This window comes from Cellvibrio sp. KY-YJ-3 (assembly GCF_008806955.1).
GTDB lineage: Bacteria > Pseudomonadota > Gammaproteobacteria > Pseudomonadales > Cellvibrionaceae > Cellvibrio.
Genome location: NZ_CP031727.1, coordinates 1765959 through 1785369, shown reverse-complemented (window position 1 = coordinate 1785369; position 19411 = coordinate 1765959). Strand labels below are relative to the sequence as shown.

Below are 19411 nucleotides of genomic sequence, written 5' to 3'. Positions count from 1 at the left end.
CTTTGTTAGGCTATTTCTTATGGGCAACTATGACCGATATAGCAGCCGATATATAGAGCAGAAATAAATGAAAGTGGTATTTGAACAATAAGTGTTACAAATGAAACGCCCCATATTGTAATACCAGGACATCCAGAAACAATTAACCTGCCAAATACCATTGCATAAATTGCCGCAATAGTGAGGCACCAAAGCGAAGTTGCGAGCGAGCTTCGCAGGGTTAACTCACCAGGCCCAAAACAAGAAAGCAGGATTGAACCTAGTAACCAACCAACAACAAGGAATACATAAAAAACATAGGCATTACGCTTTTTGTTAAGTTGTACCGCTACACTTGTGACTAATATACCAATTAAAATTTGAACTAAAATATATGGGAGCATCTGAAAGCCTAACGTTGCGTTCACCTGCGGATTGTAAGTAGCGCGTTGCGATAAACTTCGCGCAGCGATATTGCAAAAGCGCTACTTACAATGCGTCAGGTGCAATGCCTTGTTATAGGCTCTTAAAATTCTCTACAAATTTCACTTTCCACACCTACAATTGTGGCTCCCTTATGATCCACAATTAAACTGCAATGATATTCCTTTTCTGGACTAAACGGTGCCGATATTCGCCAGCTTATTTCGTACTGTGAATCTGCTTTTTTTACCCAAAAATAGTCTATTTGATCATTTTGAAAGCTTTCATTGGCACACCTATTTCCGGCTGTTATAGGCACTCTAATTCCGTTGTTTATGATTGCAGTGTAGGTTTCTAGCTTGGATGATTGTAATTTACGTGTTACTAAAAATTTTTCATTTTCAGAGCTTTCTACTTCGCCACTAAAAAAATTAGTTTCTATTGCAGTTAAAGAAAGTTCGTAATAATTATTAAAATCAGTCCATTTCCCATTAATTGAGTCATTACTAATTGAGTAGATAAGTTGGCCTGTGGGCTTGCTTTTTGGGCTTTCATTTAACACATAAAACATAGAATCTAGAGCTATTCCTGATAATTCTATGTTTTTCCCGATATTTTCGTATTTATAGCTTCCAGATATTTTAAGATCATTTCCACAGGATATATTGCCACTGATAGTCAATAATTTTTGACTTGGCAAAGTAATTGTTCCTTGAAATCCATAATCAATTAAATTTGTTTTTTCGTCGGCGAGGATTCCATTTGAAATAAAAAATAGAATGGTCAAGCCTGCTAAATATTTCATTCTGTGATTCCCTATAACGTTGAGCGCAGGGGCGCGTTGTAAGTTGCGCATGTGCGATAAACTTCGCGCAGCGATTCGCTAAATGCGCGACTTACAATGCATCCAGCACACGAAGTGTGCGAGCCTGGCGCGATTTGTTAGAGATTTAATTTTTTCGATTCTTGCCAAGCCCATATGCACCGCCACTTATAACAACACCTTTAGAAAATACATCATTGCTTTCATCTTCGATGTCCGGACCCAACTTACTTTTCCAGAAAGACTCTTTTTCTCTATTGCTTTTGAACTTGTTGACGCCGGAAATTTGAGATGGAAACAATTTATGCTTAAGCTTTCCGTGCCTAACTAAATTTTTACTCTTTATGAGGCAGCTGCATATTGGGCATTTTACAATTTTTTCACCTTCTATTTTCTTTCTACTTTCAGCTAGGGCTGCCTGTTTTCTCGCCAGTTCGACTTCAGGATTATGGTCTCTTTTTAAATGCCTTCTTAATCTCCGCTTAGATATTTTTAGATGACACTTAGGACACTCCACTATTTCTAAGTCCGGATTCATTCCTCGCCTCTCTAACGTTGTGTTCAACCGCAGTTTGTAAGTAGCTCAGTTGCGAAAAACTTCGCGTAGCGATTCGCCAAATGCGCTACTTACAAACTGTCGAGTGGAAGCGCGAAGCGCTGGAACGGTGTTGGAACACTTTGTTATGAGTTTTTCTGCTTGTCGCTTCTGGCTTTTCGCTTTTCGCTTTTCGCGCCATTTGACCGCAAAAGAACCTATTTTTTCGCGCACACCATAAAACCGTGGTTTGCCCGGTATTCGGGGCTTTCTCCATAACACCAATGCAATAATTAATTCGACAATTAATAGAATCAGCCAAAATGTAGCTTCGGCTGCTAGCACAAATAGAGGTGCGGCAACTTCTAAAGCTGGAGCAAACAAAGCTGATAGAATTTCAACGATGATCATAACTAAAGCTATGACTGCATCTAAGATTACCTCAACGAAGATGACTACTCCTTTTTACTCATAACGCCAAGTTCAGCGGCAGTTTGTAAGTTGTGGTTTTGTGGAATACTTTTGCGCAGCAAAACCACAAAACTGCGACTTACAAACTGTCCAGCAAGCGCAGCTTGCGTGCTGGAACGCCTTGTTAGGCTTTGCGCTTTCTCTGTTTTGCTAGGTAAATAAGTTGTAAAAAGAAACTAATATAAGCAACAGTTAAAAAGCTGTACAGAATTGGTTTCTCCCAGAATGTACCAAGTAGTAGTGAAATAATTGGTATGGCTAAAAAAATCAAAGAAATTACTCTTAGACCCAGAGGAGAAATTAATTTTTTATTGCCATTTGGATTAATAAAGACTAAACGAAGTGATAAGTAAAATGCCCAAATACTGCCTGCTAAAAATATGCTACTTAGAGCTATAGTTAGAAATGTAGGAGGAATATTAGGTGCAAATAAAAGAGCAGCTGAGCCAATACAGCAGGCCAATGTAAATGGCAGTAACAATAACCCGATAGGTATTGCTACCCATCTAGGAAGTGAATTCGTGTCACTGTTTTGGTTGTTGCTCATAATTTTTTAGCCTAACATTTGTATATCGCGCATGCGCGATATCATTCTTGATTAAAATTCCACAAAATCCACCAAAGCAATTGAATTCACTAGCTTTTTTGTTTGGTTTCCTTTTGCATCTTTCTACCAAAACGCGCATGCGCGTTATCTCACGGTAGCTTGCGCGTTATCATTCCCGCAGTTACTGCAACTTACTGACAGCAAATGCATTTTTAATTGCAGAGAGCTGATATTGCGCATTTGCACGGCTGTAAATGCGCATGTTTATCCAAGCCTCAAAAATACACTGTATAAACTGGCAGCATAAGTAATTTACAACTGCAGGTGAATTACGCTCTATTTCACCACTTCAGTTATTCCCCCTGCTGCAACGCCCAGTCGTATAAAAAATTCTTTTTCAGCCCAGTGAGTTTTGCGCCGATGCTGGCGGCTTGTTTTACGGGGAGTTCTTCTAGAAGCACTTTCATGGTGTGCATTTGGGCGGGGGTCATGGCTTCGTTTTCGGGTTTGGGGGCGCCGTGGACTAGGAGGACGATTTCGCCGCGTTGTTGGTTGGAGTCTGCTGCTACCCAGGCGGCGAGGTCGGCGACCTTATCGCCTTTGATGGTTTCAAAGGTTTTGGTGAGTTCGCGGGCCATCACCACTTCGCGTTCTGGGCCGAAGACTTGTGCCATGTCTTGCAGGGTTTCCAGAATGCGATGCGGGGCTTCGTAGAAAATAAGGGTGCGCGGGTCGGTGGCCAGGTTTTGTAGTTGGGTGCAGCGGGCGACTTGTTTGGCGGGCAGGAAACCTTCAAAGGCGAAGCGATCCGAGGGTAAACCGGCGGCGCTGAGGGCGGCGATCATGGCGCAGGCGCCGGGGATGGGTACCACCTGAATTCCAGCTTGGCGGGCGCTGCGCACCAAACGGTAGCCGGGGTCTGAAACCAATGGGGTGCCCGCGTCGGAAATGAGTGCGATGGAATCACCGGCGTGCATGCGGGCGATGAGTTGTTCGGTGCGCTGTTCATCGCTGTGATCGTGGTAGGCGACGCAGGGGGTTTTAATGTCGAAACGGGACAGTAAACGTGAACTGTGGCGCGTATCCTCGGCGGCAATCAACGCTACTGTTTGTAGTGTTTCCACCGCTCGCGGTACCATATCGCCCAAATTGCCAATCGGGGTCGCCACAACATAAAGGGTGCCTGGGTTGGGAGCGGGAGTTGTCATAGCGAATTCCGAAAAAAGTTGAGATCCAAGCCGGATATTTCGCCGGCTCTGTGATGCTGAATATTCACTGCAGGTTTTTCACCGCATTTTTTCACTGAGGTTAATAGGCATGCCGAAACGGCTATTTGTGCGCAGTTTTTCCCATCAGGTTGCCATTTCCAAACTGCTGGTGCCCGTATTAACTGCCGCGCTGCTGGGATTGAGCGGTTGTAGCAGCACCCCCACGCAAACCACGAGCAAGCCCACCACCCAAACACAACCGGCACAACTCAGCGCAAGCAAGTTGTTGCAAATGGCCAATCAGGCGCAGTCGCCCGAGCGTGAAAGTTTGGTGCTGCAGGCAGCGCAAGTGTATATCGCGAGCGGCAAATACAATCGTGCACGCAATTTGTTAGTCGATATGAACACGGACAATTTGCCCGACCAAGCCTATATCAAACATACGGATTTGCTCAGCGCCGTAGCCTTGCAGGAAGGCTCGAATTTTCTGGCGCACGGCATTCTAACCAAGCCGCGCTTGGAACAACAATGGCAAGCCATGGAGCCTGCCATGGAAATATCCCTGCGCGATAAGCGTGCGCAAGTGTTTGCGCTGTTGGGTGAGCCACAAAATAGCGTGAGTGAACGCATTCAAATTGCGGCATTGAGCAGCGATAAAAAATTATTGCAGGCAAATCAGGATGCTCTCTGGCAGAGCTTGATGAGCATTCCATTTACCGAGCTGCAGCAATTGTCGTTGAGTGGCATGAGCGATACCGCACGCGGCTGGTACAGCTTGGCGGCAATCAACAAAAATAACCAAATCGATCTCGAACAGCAACGTGAGCAATTACAAGTGTGGCTGCGCGATTGGCGTCAACATCCCGCCCATAACAATTTGCCTAGCGATTTAAAATTGCTGCAAAGTTTAATTGAACAGCAACCCAAACAAATTGCATTGCTATTACCAATGCAAGGCAAACTAGCCGAGGCAGGCGAAGCAGTGCGCGATGGTTTTTTTGCCGCCTACTTCCAAGCGGTAAGCAATCGTCGCCACACACCGGAAGTGCGCCAATATGACAGCAGTGGCGATGTCATCGCGGCTTATCAACAAGCCATTGCCGAGGGCGCGGATTTGGTAATTGGCCCCATCGACAAAGAAAAAGTAACCGAACTGAGTTTGATGCCCTCGCTGGACGTGCCGGTGCTCTCGCTCAACTACCCGGACACGCCGCCCGCACAACCGCTAAAGGGTTTTTACCAATTTGGTTTGGCCGTAGAGGATGAAGCGCGTCAAGTCGCCCGTCAGGCATTTTTGGAAGGGCATCGCCAGGCGATGGTAATTATTCCCTCACAAGAATGGAGCGAACGCAGCGCGCGCGCTTTTGCCAATGAGTGGGAAAAACTCGGCGGTGTAGTGGTGAATCGCAGCCAATTCCAAAGCGGCGCCAACTATTCCAAGTTGGTGAAAGATGCGATGCAAATTGAAAGCAGTTTGGTGCGCAATCGCGAAATGCAGGAATTGCTCGGTATACCGCTGCAAACCTCACCGCGCAGCCGCAGCGATGTGGATATGATTTTTTTGATTGCCGACCCGGCGCAAGGTCGCCAGATCAAACCGACATTTGCATTTCACTACGCAGGCAATATTCCGGTCTATGCCACCAGCCAAATTTATTCCGGTCAACCAAACCCCAGAGCCGACCGCGATTTAAACGGCGTGCGCTTTAACACCATGCCCTGGCTATTTGATACCAGCAGCCCGGAAAAACAATCCGTTGCCCAACACACTAAATCCGCTGCAGTCTATGGCCGCTTGCATGCATTGGGAGCAGACGCCTTCCGTTTGTACGCACGCCTGCCGCAACTGGAACAAGTTCCGGACATGCGTATTTTTGGCGCGACCGGCGCGTTGCATATGTTGGAAGATGGTCGCATCGAACGCGAGCAAATCTGGGTGAGATTCCGCAATGGCGAAGCGCAACCGCTACCGATGGTGATTAACCAAAACGAGCTGCAATATTAATAGGCGATACTTTTCTTAATAACAGGAGCAATAAGGATATGCACGGCAACAAGGACGCGGCACCCCCAAATCAGAATACAACACCGCCAACAAACACTATTGCCATAGGCGCGGCCGCTGAAGCACAAGCAGAGGCGTTTTTAATTCAACAAGGACTGGTGACGCGCACGCGCAATTACCGCTGCAAGCTGGGTGAAATCGATTTAATTATGCTGCATAAAAAAGCGGGCGACAGCGCAGCGGATGCCACGCTGGTATTTGTGGAAGTGCGCCTGCGGACAAACAAACGTTTTGCCCCGGCACTGGAGACGGTTGATTATCGCAAACAGCAAAAAATCATCAAAACTGCCATGCGTTTTCTGCAGGAGCAAAAACTCTACGATAAAGTTCGCTGTCGTTTTGATGTGATAGCATTAGACCAAACCGGCACTGCACCACCCATTCAATGGATTCAAAACGCGTTTGGCACCTGATCAAATGCGCGTGGAGTTTGCAGCCGCCAAACAATTTTTATCTACGAACACAGCAGCTGAAACCTATGGATCAACGTGTCATCACCCTGTTTCACGAAAGTATCGAAGCCAAAATGCATGCGGGTGAACAACTCGCCCCACTAATTGCCCATGCCAGCCAAGTGATAGTGCACGCCTTGCTCAATGAGAAAAAAGTACTAACCTGCGGCAATGGTATTTCCGCGGCGCAAGCGCAAATCTTTACCTCCTGCCTGATTAATCGCTTTGAACAAGAGCGGCCAAGTTTGCCAGCATTTAATATCGGGGCAGATTTCACCACCCAAACTGCGATTGGCAGCGACAGTAACTTCAATGACATCTATGCCAAACAAATTCGCGCTCTCGGCCACCCCGGCGATGTGCTGGTGCTGCTCACCAGCACCGGCAAAGCCAGCAATTTATTGCAAGCCATCAGCGCCGCGCACGATAAAGAGATGCAAGTGATTGCGCTCACCGCAGGCGATGGCGGGGATGTGGCGGCGTTATTGGATCAGCATGATATTGAACTTCGCGTGCCGTCTGTGGCCAAACCCCGTATTCACGAGGTGCACCTGCTCAGTTTATTCTGCTTGTGTGACCTGATTGACCAACAATTGTTTGGAGGATTCTAATGTTATTTAATCGCGCAACCCGCTCCGGTTTTTTATCGCTGCTGCTGGTGTTGATCACACTGTTTTGCCTCAGTGGTTGCGCCAAGATTATTCAGGTCACCACCAGTGAACCCATTCAAATCAGTACCAATAAACGCACACTCGGTACACGTATTAATGATAGCCAATTGGAAACCTTTGCGCGCGTCAACCTCAACAAAGCCAGCAAAGAGCTGGAAGATTCACGTATTCATATCGATAGTTTCAACGGTGTCATTCTGCTTACCGGACAAGTACCCAACGAAACGCTGCGACAATTGGCAGGCGCCACTGTTGGCCAAATTAATACCGTGCGCCAGTTGCATAACGAACTGATGGTAAGCGAACGCACCCGATTGCCCGCACACACAAAAGATGCCTGGATTACCACTAAATTAAAAACCAAACTCATTGCCAGTAATATTCAAAGCAATCGCATTCGGATTATTACTGAATCCCAAAGCGTGTATTTAATGGGGTTGGTATCGCGCCACGAAGCAGATCGTGTTACCGAAATGGCGCGCACCACCAACGGTGTTAAACAAGTTGTGAAAGTATTTGAATATATCGATTAACCCTCGCTCCACCCTTTGACGTTTCCCCCAGCCCCAACAGCTCATCGCCTAACCACTGGTATTCTGCAACCATCCTGCTAGTATCTGGGCAGTGCATATGGGCGCGACATTGCTGTCGCCTTCAGACAATAATATTTTCAGGCAAAGGAACCTCATTATGATGACCACCGTAATTATTCTTGTTGTGATCGCCGTGTTGGTGTTCTACACGATTGGTATTTACAACAAACTGGTGACGCTGAAAAACCGCTTTGAAAATGGCTTTTCACAAATTGCCGTGCAACTGAAACGTCGCTACGACCTGATTCCCAATTTGGTAGAAACCGCCAAAGCCTACATCACCCATGAGCGCGAAACGCTGGAAGCTGTAGTGAAAGCGCGCAATCAGGCCATGCAAGGTTTACAAGCCGCGAGTGCAAACCCCGGCAGCCACACTGCAATTGCTGAATTGGCAAGTGCCGAAGGTATGCTCGGTGCAGCAATGTCGCGCTTGAATGTCGTGATGGAAGCTTACCCGGATTTAAAAGCCTCACAAAATATGCTGCAAGTTTCCGAGGAACTCACCAGCACCGAAAATAAAATCGCCTTTGCGCGTCAGGCATTTAATGATGCCGTTACCGAATACAACACCTACAAACAAACCTTCCCTCCCGTTATTTTTGCCAAGAGTTTTGGCCACAGTGAAAACGCGACGCTGCTCGAGTTTGAAGACCACGCTGAAATTCAAGCGGCTCCCAAGGTGCAATTCTAAGCAGACCTCTATAAGCACACGGGTGTGCATCGATGAATTTTTTTGAACATCAGGATCGCGCGCGGCGCAAAACCAAACAGCTAGTGCTATTGCTGGGACTGGCAGTTGTTGCACTCATTGCTATTACTACTTTCGCCGCGGCCGCGCTGGTTTATCTCTCGGGCAATGCTGAACCTCAAGCCTATGAGCACACACACACTTTTTGGAGCGGTACACTCCATGCATTGAGTGTGCAATCATTTTTATGGATCGCCCTTGCAGTAACCAGCGTTGTGTTTCTCGGTAGCCTATTTCGCTTTATGCAGCTGGGTTCTGGCGGCAGAGCTATTGCCGAAGCCATGGGCGGGCGCTTATTGCTCGGCCAAACCACTGATCCGGATGAGCGCAAAATCCTGAATGTGGTGGAAGAAATGGCCATCGCCTCCGGCACTCCGGTACCGCCGGTCTATTTAATGGAAGATGATGCGATTAACGCATTTGCCGCGGGTTATCGCCCGCAAGACGCAGTGATTGGCATTACCCGCGGCTGCATTCATCAACTGTCACGCGATGAACTACAAGGTGTAATCGCCCACGAATTCAGCCATATTTTTCACGGTGATATGCGTTTGAATATGCGTTTGGTTGCATTGCTCTACGGTATTCTGGTGATTGGTTTAATCGGTGAATTTTTGCTGCGCAGCAGTCGCGCCTCCAGCCTGGTTCGCTCAAGTCGCGACAAATCTCCGGGCGGCATAATGCTGATTGGGCTCGGCTTATTAATTATCGGTTATACCGGCACTTTTTTTGGCAACCTGATCAAAGCCGCCGTCAGCCGTCAGCGTGAATTTTTAGCCGATGCTTCCGCCGTACAATTTACTCGCAACCCCGATGGCATTGCCGGTGCGTTGAAAAAAATTGGGGCCAGTAGCGAGGGCTCCACCCTGCACAATGAGCATGCCGCTGAATTTAGCCACATGTATTTCAGCCAAGGTGTGCGACTTTTTTTTAATATGATGGCGACACATCCACCACTGGATGAACGCATCAAACGCATTCAACCGCGCTGGAATGGACAACTCAAAACCGCGCTTCACGGCGCAAATACGAACACTAATAAAGGAAGCAAGACTTTTGGTGATGAGACCGCCGGTTTTGCCCAAGTAGCCTCACCCAACACCGCATCAATGACTATTAATAGTGGCGCGTCCTCCACTCTTGTCGATGTTGTTGATATAACAGGCGGTATTGACATTAATACTACCCTGCAACAAATCGCCCAGCCGACCACCGCGCAATTAAGTTATGCACAAACCTGTTTGAATCAAATCGCCCCGGAATTAAAAACGGCGAGCCAGGATGCATTTAGTGCACGCGGAATAATATTTGGTTTACTACTTGATGCTCACGCCGAACAGCGTAATCGCCAATTGGCATTGCTGAGCGAACATCTCACCACCAGCGAGTTGCAAACCATCAATCCAATTATTCATGCCAGCGCCCAGGCTGCAATACACTTGCGTTTACCGCTTATCGAACTGAGCATAACGGCACTGAAACAATTGTCGGAAGCACAGCAACAAGACTTCCTGAGCTGTTTGAATGTGTTAATTCAAGCCGACCAAAAAGTGAGCCTGATGGAATGGGCGATGTATCGCATAGTGCTGCACAACATTCGTCGCGAACAACAGCCCTTGCGTACACGTTCACTGCTAGAAATGCATGAAGACTGCCAACTGTTAATGTCGCTACTTGCCTATACCGGTGCACGTCATCAGACGGAAGCAGAAAATGCGTTTGCCCAAGCCAGCAGCGCATTGCCGTTTAAACAATTCACCTTGTTGGCCCGCACCAGTATAAAACTTGATGTAATGGATGCGGCACTGGAACGATTGAATCAACTAAAACCACTACAAAAGCCACAACTGCTTAAAGCCATGAGCCTCTGTGTAATGCATGACGGTAAATTACACACCGCTGAAGCCGAATTATTTCGCGCGCTGGCGGATGGACTGGACTGCCCGATTCCTCCCCAACTACAAGCCCTGCCCATTACTACTCGCTAACATACTGATGCGAATCAAAAGGCGATTAAAAGCGCGGCGAGTTACATAATCGCGCTACAACATTTACGGCCTGAACGGTTATAATGCCGCGCACTTTATCCCGCCAACCAAAGAGGTACTCACCTTGCAACTGGACAACGCATCTGTCGCGCAATTGCGCGAATGGGAAAGCCAACTGACCGAACAATATCAGGCTATTCTCGCTAAAAAACTGAATCTGGATTTAACCCGCGGCAAGCCTTCTGCCGAACAATTAAATCTGTCTGATGCAATGGATGGTTTGTTAAACGGTAACTACATTGCCGCCGATGGCACAGACACGCGCAACTATGGCGGCCTCGACGGTTTGCCCGAAGCCAAACAACTGGGCGCACATATTATGGATGTAGACGCCGCCAACGTACTGGTCGGTGGCAATTCCAGCCTGACCCTGATGTTTCAGGTGATGCTCACGGCTTATCAATTTGGCTTGAAGGATGCCGCCAGCGCTTGGAAAAACGAAGGTGAAGTGAAGTTCCTGTGCCCGGTTCCCGGTTATGACCGCCACTACACTGTATGCGACCAACTCGGCATCAAAATGATCAACGTTCCCATGACTTCCACCGGCCCCGACATGGACGTGGTTGAGTCATTAATCAAAGCCGATAAATCCATCAAAGGTATGTGGTGTGTACCCAAGTACTCCAACCCTACCGGCGTGGTGTATAGCGATGAAACCGTTGAGCGCATCGCCAAACTTGGCCAAATCGCCAGCGCAAACTTCCGTGTATTCTGGGATAACGCCTATTCAGTTCACGACCTGACGCCCAATGCGCCCAAACTGGCTAGCATCCTGGAAGCAACTCGTCGCAATGGCACAGAAGACTCCGTGGTGCAATTCGCTTCAACCTCAAAAATTACCCATGCTGGTTCAGGTGTTGCTTTTGTCGCTGCCAGCGCTGCCAACCTTGCAGGTTTCAAGAAGTTCCTGAACAGCTGCACTATCGGCCCGGATAAAGTAAACCAAATCCGCCACACCCGCTTCCTGCCCACTAAAGACGCGCTGATGGCCCATATGGGCAAACACGCTGAACTGCTCAACCCTCGTTTTGACGCGGTATTGACTGCATTGGGCAAAGCGTTTGACGGTACAGATTTAGGTGCGTGGGAAAAACCCGTCGGCGGCTACTTTGTATCCTTTGATACACGCAAAGGCTGCGCGAAAGAAACCGTGCGTCTGGCCGCTGAAGCCGGTGTGAAGTTAACACCCGCGGGCGCAACCTACCCCTACGGTAAAGATCCGGAAGATCGCAATATTCGTATCGCTCCTTCCGTTCCCACCGTACCGGAAGTGGTTGGCGCGATGGAGGTATTTGTGACCTGCGTGAAACTGGCCTCCGTTAAACAACAATTAGCAAACCTTGGTTAACGCCTGATTACGATTGCAAGCCCCCTAAAAAAAGCCGCTCACTGAGCGGCTTTTTTATTGCGTAATACAACGTGATAACGCAAATACTCCCAGAGGATTAAAAACTGACTGATCTAACAACCACCGCTTAATTCCAAAAGACTTGGCGCATTATTCAAAAAGCTTCCTATACTGAAGCTAACCGGAACTGATCCATCACTGATTTGGTGAAGTATCAATTTCTACTTATCAACTAATTTGCATTCTAAACTTACAACAAAACACTACTTAATCCCTTCTCTATGAGTGTCGTTTCAGGAGATTTTTTATGGGTGTTGCCGCTACCGTTGAAAACTACTTAAAAACAAAACAAATCGAATTTACGTTGCTTGAACATGAGTACTGTGAGGGTTCCTATAACACTGCGCGCGTAGCAAAGATTGATGATCACTGCCTGGCCAAAGGTGTTTTACTGCGCGACGAAGACTTTCATTACACACTTTGTGTGCTGCCAACCCGCAATAAAATTTTGCGCCATACCTTGAATCAAATTTTTGATCGCCATATGGAGCTGGTGGAAGAGGAAGAACTCAACGAAATATTCCGCGACTGCGCAGAAGGCGCTATTCCCGCACTGGGTGAAGCTTATGGGCTGGATGTTATCTGGGATGAAGAATTGATGGGTGTGGAAGAAGTTTACATAGAAGCTGGCGATCATCGCCATTTAATCCGCCTGAAACAGCCCGACTTTGTACAACTTATGGAAAACAAACTGCACGATCATTTCAGCGCGGAACGAAGCCATCACAGCAAACTACCCAAGAAATATATCCGTCAGGAGTATGAGCTTTAAACCTCCGGAATCTTAATTAGTCAATTACACCGAAAGAACAAACTCTAGACATAAAAAAAACCGCCTTGTTACCAAGGCGGTTTTTTTATACAGAAGGTCGCTTACTACTTGGAGGGAACCAACACTACATTGGGCGCCTTAGCTTCGCGTGCCGCATCAGCGACCGCAACATAAGTACCAGTGTGTGCGGCTACATCAGCCATAATAATTACTGACGCCTTGGGTAACTCAGCACGCAAACGCTCGATGTTAGAGCGAACAGCACGGGTATCCACACGACGCTCACCTTCCTTCTCCATCAACCAGATTTGGTTGTCAGCAGAAATGCGCACCAGGATATTCGGCTCAGCATCATCCGGCGGTGGATTATTGTTTGGCTCTGGAACGTTAGGATTGATACCGATTTCCTTCACAAAGGAGGCGGTAACAATGAAGAAAATCAACATAATGAACACTACGTCGAGCATTGGCGTCAGGTCAATCTCGTTAGTATCATCGCCGGCACGGCCTTTCTTTCTGCGGCTCACTGTGGGTACTCCTCGTGGTGTTATTTGGAACGTTATATTTAGGTATAGAGTAAAAGGCTAATTCTAGCAGTTTTGCCGTCGCAAAAACCAACCCTTTGTGCTGCCCGAAACCAGGAATTTACGCCAAATATTCGGGCTATAGCCTTCATTGGAAGCTCATTTTTTGGCCAACGCTGTTTTCCCGCTGATATCCACTGTGAAGTGTCAATAAACAGGCACATAAGGCAGATCCCACCCAAGCGACCAAAAGTCTCTCACCTGGATGAAAAATCACTGCTGCTACGCTTCAACAAGCGCTACTCAACAGAATGACCGCTTAAAAATAATCAGCCAGGCCTGAAAATCTCCAGCCATAAACTAGACAAGATTTTTTGCAAAACTATCCCTTTTTTCGAAACCAAAAGATGGACCGATGTGACGTGTAACACATGCATCAACATCGCCGGCATTCACGTTAAAAAAACCATCCCAAAAAGTACTTTGCTTTAGTGTGCGAAGAGTTAGTCAGGGAAACATCCAGCGTTAGGCTTAATCATTTTTCCAAAACCCATCTCTTCAAATATTACTTCCGCCATTGTTGCAGCCCCTATCAACTTAATCTTCTCGCTTTAGGGAAATCGAACACTCGATCAATGTGAGTTTTTAGGTCAACAGCACTTGGGGCATAGTGAAAAAATTAACAACCAGTTTAAAACCTCGCGCTCACCCCAATGCTACAACCACGGCGTGGCTACAATGAAATGATTTTCCAAAAGCGCCAACCTTGCAATGAAGAACTAGCAGCCGTTTTATAGTTTGTTCAGCAGAAAGTAGCGTCTAATCAGCCAGCCGGATAGGAGCACCGCCATCAGTCACAGAATAATTCCTGAATTCGGGTAGATGACTTCATGCCAGAAACATATTCAACGACCAAATTGAGCATCAAGCGGGTGTTTTTTTGGATCAGCGGAAGCACAAAAAACTGCATTGAGCTGCTAACACTTAAACGCCAGCAGCCCTCCACCAGCAATAAAAAAACGACTGCAACGCTGCAACTAAAAAACTAATTTTGAAATTATCCGCCATAAACCTTTCCCGGCAACAAAGATAACCAGTTTCTATTTCTTGATGACGCAAAGTCATACAACTAAAAAACTTTCGAAAATATTCCGAAAAAGACATTTTTTTACTAAAAATCATCAAAAAAATGCGTTTTTATTGACTATTTAACGCAAAAAACTTGAATTTTTTTCATAAAGTTTTAACTTATACATGTTGGACTTTTTAATCCATTTATCGACCTTTCGAAAACCATAAAGGAAGCACACCATGGCTGCACGTAAACAAACCGCTGTTAATACTGTTGCAAGTTTGGAACAGCAATTAGCTCAACTGAAAACCCAACTCTCTAAAGCTCGCGCTGCACAAGCAGCAGATGCTGTTAAAGCTGTTGCTGGTTTAGCTAAAGATGCCGCTAAAGCGACTGCTGCATTGAAAGCTGCTCAAACCAAGTTGACTGCTGCTGCTAAAAAGAAAACTCCAGGTTCAGCAAAACAAGTTGCTGCCGCTAAAGCTGCTGTTGCTGCCGCGAAGAAAGATGCTGCTGCCGCTAAAGCTGCTGTTGTTAGCGCCAAGAAAGAAGCTGCTGCTGCTAAAGCTGCTGCTAAACTTGCCGCTGCTCACGACAAAGCAGTTGCAAAAGCAGAAGCTGCTGTTGCCAAGCGCTTGAAAGCTGCTGCCAAGAAGTCTGCAGCTAAAAGCAAAGTTGCTGAGAAGAAAGCTGCTGCTAAAGCTAAATTAGCTGCTAAGAAAGCCGCCGCCAAAGCAAAACTGGCAGCAAAAAAACAAGCTGCTAAAGCTAAAGCTGCCGCTAAAAAGGCTGCGTTGAAGAAAAAAGCGGCTGATAGAAAAGCGGCAATTAAAGCTAAATTAGCCGCTAAGAAAGCTGCCGCTAAAGCTAAAGTTGCAGCAAAAAAACCAGCTGCTAAGAAAGCTGCCGTTGCCAAACCAGCTGCTGCCAAAAAGCCTGCCGCACCAAAAGCTGCTGCCGCTAAAAAGCCAGCAGTGAAAAAAGCTCCTGCTGTTAAAAAAGCGCCCGCCGCTAAAAAACCAGCTGGTGCAGCGCCTGCAAAACGTGGCCGCAAGCCAAAAGCAGCTGTACCTGCTGCTTAATTTGTGAAGCACCAATAAAAAAGGCACCGAAAGGTGCCTTTTTTATTGGTGGAACTTTATCTATTAAACGAAAGCTACTCTTAGCCAGCTATCTGATCTTGGTGTGCCATATGACTAAAAACATAGGCATACATTATTAGCCGCTCGTCATCACTGAGATCAGAAAACTCAATTCCGTAACTCACTAACGCGCCCTCTTCAATATTGTCAGTAGGATCCACTCGAGATCGAACAACTCCCTTAAGTACTAACGAGTGCTTTAACCCGAGAATATCAACAACTGCTTGCAGCTCAAGTATATCCCCCAGTTCAGCAACATCTGAAAACAATTCTATTCTGCAACCATTGACACTAATATCGGCGATAAAACCTGTCACCGGTGAAGCAGTAAGGTCACTAACAGAGGTAATTTCGATTTTCTCATGCACCGTTACACGAGTCGCACTACGAATTCCCTTAAAGGTGACAGACTCCGGAAAGCTCAGATGCAAAATTGGATAAGGTTCTGTGGTTTGTGCCTCCACCATTCCTGCAAAAACACCGATACCATTATCAATCATTAACCGTACAACGATTTTCTGACCCGCCCTGAATCGCACCAATTTACCGGATAGCTTTGGAACGGACAGCAGCAACGCACGCCCAGGTAAACAGCCGATTAGTCGACATGAAAAACGCTCCGGCTGCCCGGAAAGAGAAGAGGTTTGCAATTGCAACGGATAGCCGTAAGCCAATTTTAGATCTTCGAATTTCATTGCAGCAGTCACTAATTGTAAGTTGTTATTTTTTTAGTGTAGCAGTGTACAAAAGCTTTGCCCGAGGGCTTTGGTAACGGGATGAGCAGTATCTCGTTTACACCGGCCCCGGTTGTTGCAGCGCCTCGGCAGAGAGCACACCGAACTCTTTATTCCACTCAATGAGCAGTATTGCCAAGGCTTTCGATTGTTCAAAGAGAGACAATAGCTCTTCGTATGTATCTTTAGGGCCGTGATAAAGTTTTATCTGGCGATGCCTGTTGGCTAGCACATGCTGCAAATGCTGCGAGCGGTAGACTTCCAATTTCCACCGCAGATTGTGCGCCATATTACGGTAATAGACTAATTTAGTTGCACGTGAAATGGGACTGGTTGCATTGAGGGGGCCAAACACATTAATGTCCAATGCGAGCACGGTAGATTCTTTTGCGCTTTGATCTGCAATAATAGTAGCGGTGCGTGGTTGGCCAACTAACTGCGCCAGATCACCAAATACTTCACCCGGTGTTACATAATTCACCAGATCACTTTGCAGAGGCTGATCGACGTAAACAGCCAACTTGCCCTTTAACAAAAAATACAACCAATTACTTTGTTCACCTTTTTGCACCACTATTTCACCGGGCAGGTAAGAAACGATGCGGGATGCTTGAACTAGCAAATCAAATTGCTTAGGGTCTTGCTGACGAACGGCTTTGAAAAATGAGATTCCTGAGAGTAAATGCTCCAGGGTAGCTTTAGGATATTTATGTATAGGCTTCGTTTCCATCATTGACCCGTGTCACTGTGTATTTGTCTTTACTTGCCGATAGGGCTACCAGCTTATATCACCTTTATAGAAAGGGCATCATACTACTGAAAAGAGGCAGAACAACGGTAGACATCTCATTTACACAGTTCGCTCCTTGTTCATTTTTCTATATCATACAAACGTACTTATAATAACGGCAGCAACAGCTACTAAAGAATAAATTAACCACAGACAATAAAGTCTCATTAATAGAGAGTTGTACCACTATGCGATTGAGCCACCTTTTACGCGTATTGCCCGGCCTCCTTCTGGCAACCCTGAGTCAATTTCTACATGCAGAGCCAATGTTAAATGGTGTGGGGGTTCACCAGGAACTTGGCCGTGAAGTTTTTATTGGCGCGCTCTTTTCGGAGTCGCTGAGCAATGATGCAGGCACCCTGTTGAGAAACTCGCAGCCCATGCGCATGGAATTAAAAATAGTTACCCCTGAAGGCATCACTGCACGTCGGTTCAGCCGCTTGTGGATTGAAGGGCTTGCCGTGAACAGTAAAGCCGATGAATTAATGGCGCAGGCAGACAATACTGTACTTTTTGACAATATGTTCAAGGGACGCTTACAAAAAGACGATCACGTTGTAATCGCAAGTGCACCCGGCGCTGGAATATCGGTCAACCTGAATAATATTGAACTGGGCAAGATCGAAGATGAGTCCTTCTTTTATATGTTACTGGCCACCTGGATTGGCAACGTACCGCTGTCATCTGATTATCGCGATAGCCTGTTAAAAGTTGGTGATGTCGACGCTGGCTTACGTGGCCGATTTGCCGCTATTGCACCTGCAGCAAATCGCGCAGCAGAAATTAATGCCTGGAATAATAAACTCCCCGCCGTGGAGCCGATTGCTGCAGCGCAAGCACCAGCAGAAGTACCCAAGCTGGATGCACCTGCTATCGATAAACCTAAACTGGATATACCTTTGCCAGTTGCACAAAAGAGTAGCGTAAGCAAATCATCAGCAGCCCCGGTAATTGCGCAAGCGGCATCAAGTGCACCTGCAGCTGCTGCACCGGTTTCAACACCTGTTGCCGAAGAGGAAGAGGATGAAGGCCCTGCACTCACCGCACAAACACTCTTGGCACGCCAGTTCTACGTATCGGATTCAATTAAGAAAATCCGCACCAAAACCAAATATCCTCAACGTGCATTAGATCGCAATCAAGCGGGTAACGTGCGGGTGGCTGTTGTGGTTGATCGCGATGGAAACTTGATTAGCAGTAGTATTATTGAGAGCAGCCAATACGACTTGTTAAATAGAGAAGCACTGGAAGCAATCAAACGTTCAGCGCCCTTTCCTGCATTGCCAGAAGCCATCTCAGGGACTCGTTTTGAATTCAGCGTCCCCATGCGCTGGGCCCTCCCCTGATTCAGGAGTGTAGCGCGATAAAATCGCCATAAGCACACAACAAAAAGCCACCTCAAGGTGGCTTTTTTAGTTATATCTCAGGCTGAAAATAATTAGCTCAACTGACGCAAACGCTGCTCAATCACCTTATGAATTCCCGATCGTTCCAACCCGGAATGCTCTGTTAAACGATCCAAATGAATCGCGTGCAAATGCAAACAAGGGGTTGATGCGTCCAACTCGCGCAGGTCTCCCTTCATTAATACCGGCAATAAGGGCTTATTAGGAGGTAACTTCTGACGAACAATATTCAACCCCATTTGTAAGGGTACTGCTCGATATTTAACAGTACCGCTGCGAAATGGAATACGTAAAAACAAACACGGGCGGGATTGATAAATGCCGGGAATAATCTCCATACCCGTTGGTGTCACTGCCGATTCAGGGATGCCATTAAACGTGTCGTGCGGTGCGTAAGGGTTGGGCAAAATCACCAACTTACGCTCCTCTTCCTTTGGGAAGAAAATATTGTAGTTGGTATAGAGTTGCTCTACGGAGCTTGAGTAAACACACAGTCTGTTTTCGAACCCCATAACGAAATCAACCGCGCGTTGCCGCTGGTTAAAAGCATCGAGATCCCAGATAAGGTCCTTGTTGTCAGAGGCTATTGTCACAGTAGAACCTGCAGTTGGTTAAAAATAGTCGCACAATTTAGCGCAGTATGGGCGAGCAAGCGCCCATGCTACCTGACATCAATATCTAATGCTTCAACCTGTTGAAGAATAGCACGCAGCTGCGCCAAGCCGGGTTCACTGAATAAAAATCCGGCCCGGGTATGACCGAGATATTCCGTTTCATCAATAGCCGCGCAGGCCGTGCGAATAGTTTCAAGAGGAGGACAGTGGCGAAACGAGCTGGATAAAAAAATCGCCCATTCATTTTCACTCGCCTGACCAACCAATACCTTTTGTAACAGGGCAATTACATCGGCCTTTGTCATTAAATAATGTGGCGTTTTTACCCAGAGCAAAACCGCCATTACCATTAAAAACACAGCAAGAGTAATGACAAACGCCAGCAT

General features: G+C 46.7%; 21 protein-coding genes. 10 read left to right on the top strand and 11 right to left on the bottom strand.

From position 1 onward, the window contains the following. Window positions 1-17: 17 nt before the first annotated feature. From D0B88_RS07545 to rsmI, 6 genes are all read right to left on the bottom strand, one after another. Window positions 18-383: a hypothetical protein gene (locus D0B88_RS07545; protein ID WP_151056255.1), complete on the bottom strand. Its 366-nt coding sequence runs from the start codon at window positions 381-383 to the stop codon at window positions 18-20. A 122-nt stretch (window positions 384-505) separates the two neighbouring features. Beyond that, window positions 506-1207, bottom strand: a complete 702-nt coding sequence (locus D0B88_RS07540) for a hypothetical protein (RefSeq protein ID WP_151056253.1) — start codon at window positions 1205-1207, stop codon at window positions 506-508. A gap of 145 nt (window positions 1208-1352) precedes the next feature. After that, entirely contained in the window at window positions 1353-1763 is a 411-nt protein-coding gene (locus tag D0B88_RS07535; RefSeq protein ID WP_151056251.1) for a hypothetical protein, read from the bottom strand. Between the two features lie 45 nt (window positions 1764-1808). Beyond that, complete coding sequence (locus D0B88_RS07530; RefSeq protein WP_151056246.1) at window positions 1809-2171, bottom strand: hypothetical protein; 363 nt, start codon at window positions 2169-2171, stop codon at window positions 1809-1811. Window positions 2172-2355: 184 nt separating this feature from the next. Then, the gene (locus D0B88_RS07525) at window positions 2356-2778 is read right to left on the bottom strand and encodes a hypothetical protein (RefSeq protein ID WP_151056244.1); all 423 of its coding nucleotides are present in this window, start codon (window positions 2776-2778) and stop codon (window positions 2356-2358) included. A gap of 353 nt (window positions 2779-3131) precedes the next feature. Then, window positions 3132-3986 (bottom strand): 16S rRNA (cytidine(1402)-2'-O)-methyltransferase, encoded by an 855-nt coding sequence (rsmI, locus tag D0B88_RS07520; RefSeq protein WP_151056242.1) that lies wholly within the window; start codon window positions 3984-3986, stop codon window positions 3132-3134. A 109-nt stretch (window positions 3987-4095) separates the two neighbouring features. Between rsmI and D0B88_RS07515 the strand changes: the two genes are divergently transcribed. From D0B88_RS07515 to D0B88_RS07480, 8 genes are all read left to right on the top strand, one after another. Next, window positions 4096-5991, top strand: a complete 1896-nt coding sequence (locus D0B88_RS07515) for a penicillin-binding protein activator (RefSeq protein WP_225318580.1) — start codon at window positions 4096-4098, stop codon at window positions 5989-5991. A 38-nt stretch (window positions 5992-6029) separates the two neighbouring features. Then, complete coding sequence (locus tag D0B88_RS07510; RefSeq protein WP_151056240.1) at window positions 6030-6464, top strand: YraN family protein; 435 nt, start codon at window positions 6030-6032, stop codon at window positions 6462-6464. Between the two features lie 65 nt (window positions 6465-6529). Further along, the gene (locus D0B88_RS07505; RefSeq protein WP_151056238.1) at window positions 6530-7114 is read left to right on the top strand and encodes an SIS domain-containing protein; all 585 of its coding nucleotides are present in this window, start codon (window positions 6530-6532) and stop codon (window positions 7112-7114) included. Beyond that, window positions 7114-7707 carry a BON domain-containing protein gene (locus D0B88_RS07500; protein WP_151056236.1) on the top strand — a complete coding sequence of 198 codons (594 nt, stop codon included), beginning with the start codon at window positions 7114-7116 and terminating at the stop codon, window positions 7705-7707. The genes D0B88_RS07505 and D0B88_RS07500 overlap by 1 nt, the downstream gene beginning before the upstream one ends. 160 nt (window positions 7708-7867) lie before the next feature. Beyond that, window positions 7868-8458: a LemA family protein gene (locus tag D0B88_RS07495; protein ID WP_151059320.1), complete on the top strand. Its 591-nt coding sequence runs from the start codon at window positions 7868-7870 to the stop codon at window positions 8456-8458. Between the two features lie 32 nt (window positions 8459-8490). After that, window positions 8491-10503: a M48 family metallopeptidase gene (locus D0B88_RS07490; RefSeq protein ID WP_151056234.1), complete on the top strand. Its 2013-nt coding sequence runs from the start codon at window positions 8491-8493 to the stop codon at window positions 10501-10503. A gap of 124 nt (window positions 10504-10627) precedes the next feature. Continuing rightward, window positions 10628-11911: an aminotransferase class I/II-fold pyridoxal phosphate-dependent enzyme gene (locus D0B88_RS07485; protein ID WP_151056232.1), complete on the top strand. Its 1284-nt coding sequence runs from the start codon at window positions 10628-10630 to the stop codon at window positions 11909-11911. Between the two features lie 307 nt (window positions 11912-12218). Then, window positions 12219-12743: an aminoacyl-tRNA deacylase gene (locus D0B88_RS07480; protein WP_151056230.1), complete on the top strand. Its 525-nt coding sequence runs from the start codon at window positions 12219-12221 to the stop codon at window positions 12741-12743. 104 nt (window positions 12744-12847) lie between these two features. Here the strand turns inward: D0B88_RS07480 and D0B88_RS07475 are convergent, their stop codons facing one another. Next, on the bottom strand, window positions 12848-13270 hold the full coding sequence (locus D0B88_RS07475; RefSeq protein WP_007646299.1) for a biopolymer transporter ExbD: 423 nt from the start codon (window positions 13268-13270) through the stop codon (window positions 12848-12850). Window positions 13271-14578: 1308 nt separating this feature from the next. On the opposite strand from D0B88_RS07475, the gene D0B88_RS07470 reads away from it, so the two are divergent. Continuing rightward, window positions 14579-15421 (top strand): hypothetical protein, encoded by an 843-nt coding sequence (locus D0B88_RS07470; RefSeq protein ID WP_151056228.1) that lies wholly within the window; start codon window positions 14579-14581, stop codon window positions 15419-15421. Between the two features lie 80 nt (window positions 15422-15501). On the opposite strand, the gene D0B88_RS07465 is transcribed toward D0B88_RS07470, so the two are convergent. Continuing rightward, a complete protein-coding gene (locus D0B88_RS07465) occupies window positions 15502-16176 on the bottom strand; it encodes a flagellar brake protein (RefSeq protein WP_151056226.1) in 675 nt (224 codons plus the stop codon). Between the two features lie 97 nt (window positions 16177-16273). Then, the gene (locus D0B88_RS07460; protein ID WP_007646291.1) at window positions 16274-16948 is read right to left on the bottom strand and encodes a cyclic nucleotide-binding domain-containing protein; all 675 of its coding nucleotides are present in this window, start codon (window positions 16946-16948) and stop codon (window positions 16274-16276) included. A 323-nt stretch (window positions 16949-17271) separates the two neighbouring features. Here D0B88_RS07460 and D0B88_RS07455 point away from each other — a divergent pair, with 323 nt between their 5' ends. After that, entirely contained in the window at window positions 17272-18351 is a 1080-nt protein-coding gene (locus D0B88_RS07455; RefSeq protein WP_191966544.1) for a TonB family protein, read from the top strand. Window positions 18352-18443: 92 nt separating this feature from the next. Here the strand turns inward: D0B88_RS07455 and D0B88_RS07450 are convergent, their stop codons facing one another. Continuing rightward, window positions 18444-19004 (bottom strand): hypothetical protein, encoded by a 561-nt coding sequence (locus tag D0B88_RS07450; protein ID WP_007646287.1) that lies wholly within the window; start codon window positions 19002-19004, stop codon window positions 18444-18446. Between the two features lie 68 nt (window positions 19005-19072). Continuing rightward, window positions 19073-19411 (bottom strand): hypothetical protein, encoded by a 339-nt coding sequence (locus tag D0B88_RS07445; RefSeq protein WP_007646285.1) that lies wholly within the window; start codon window positions 19409-19411, stop codon window positions 19073-19075.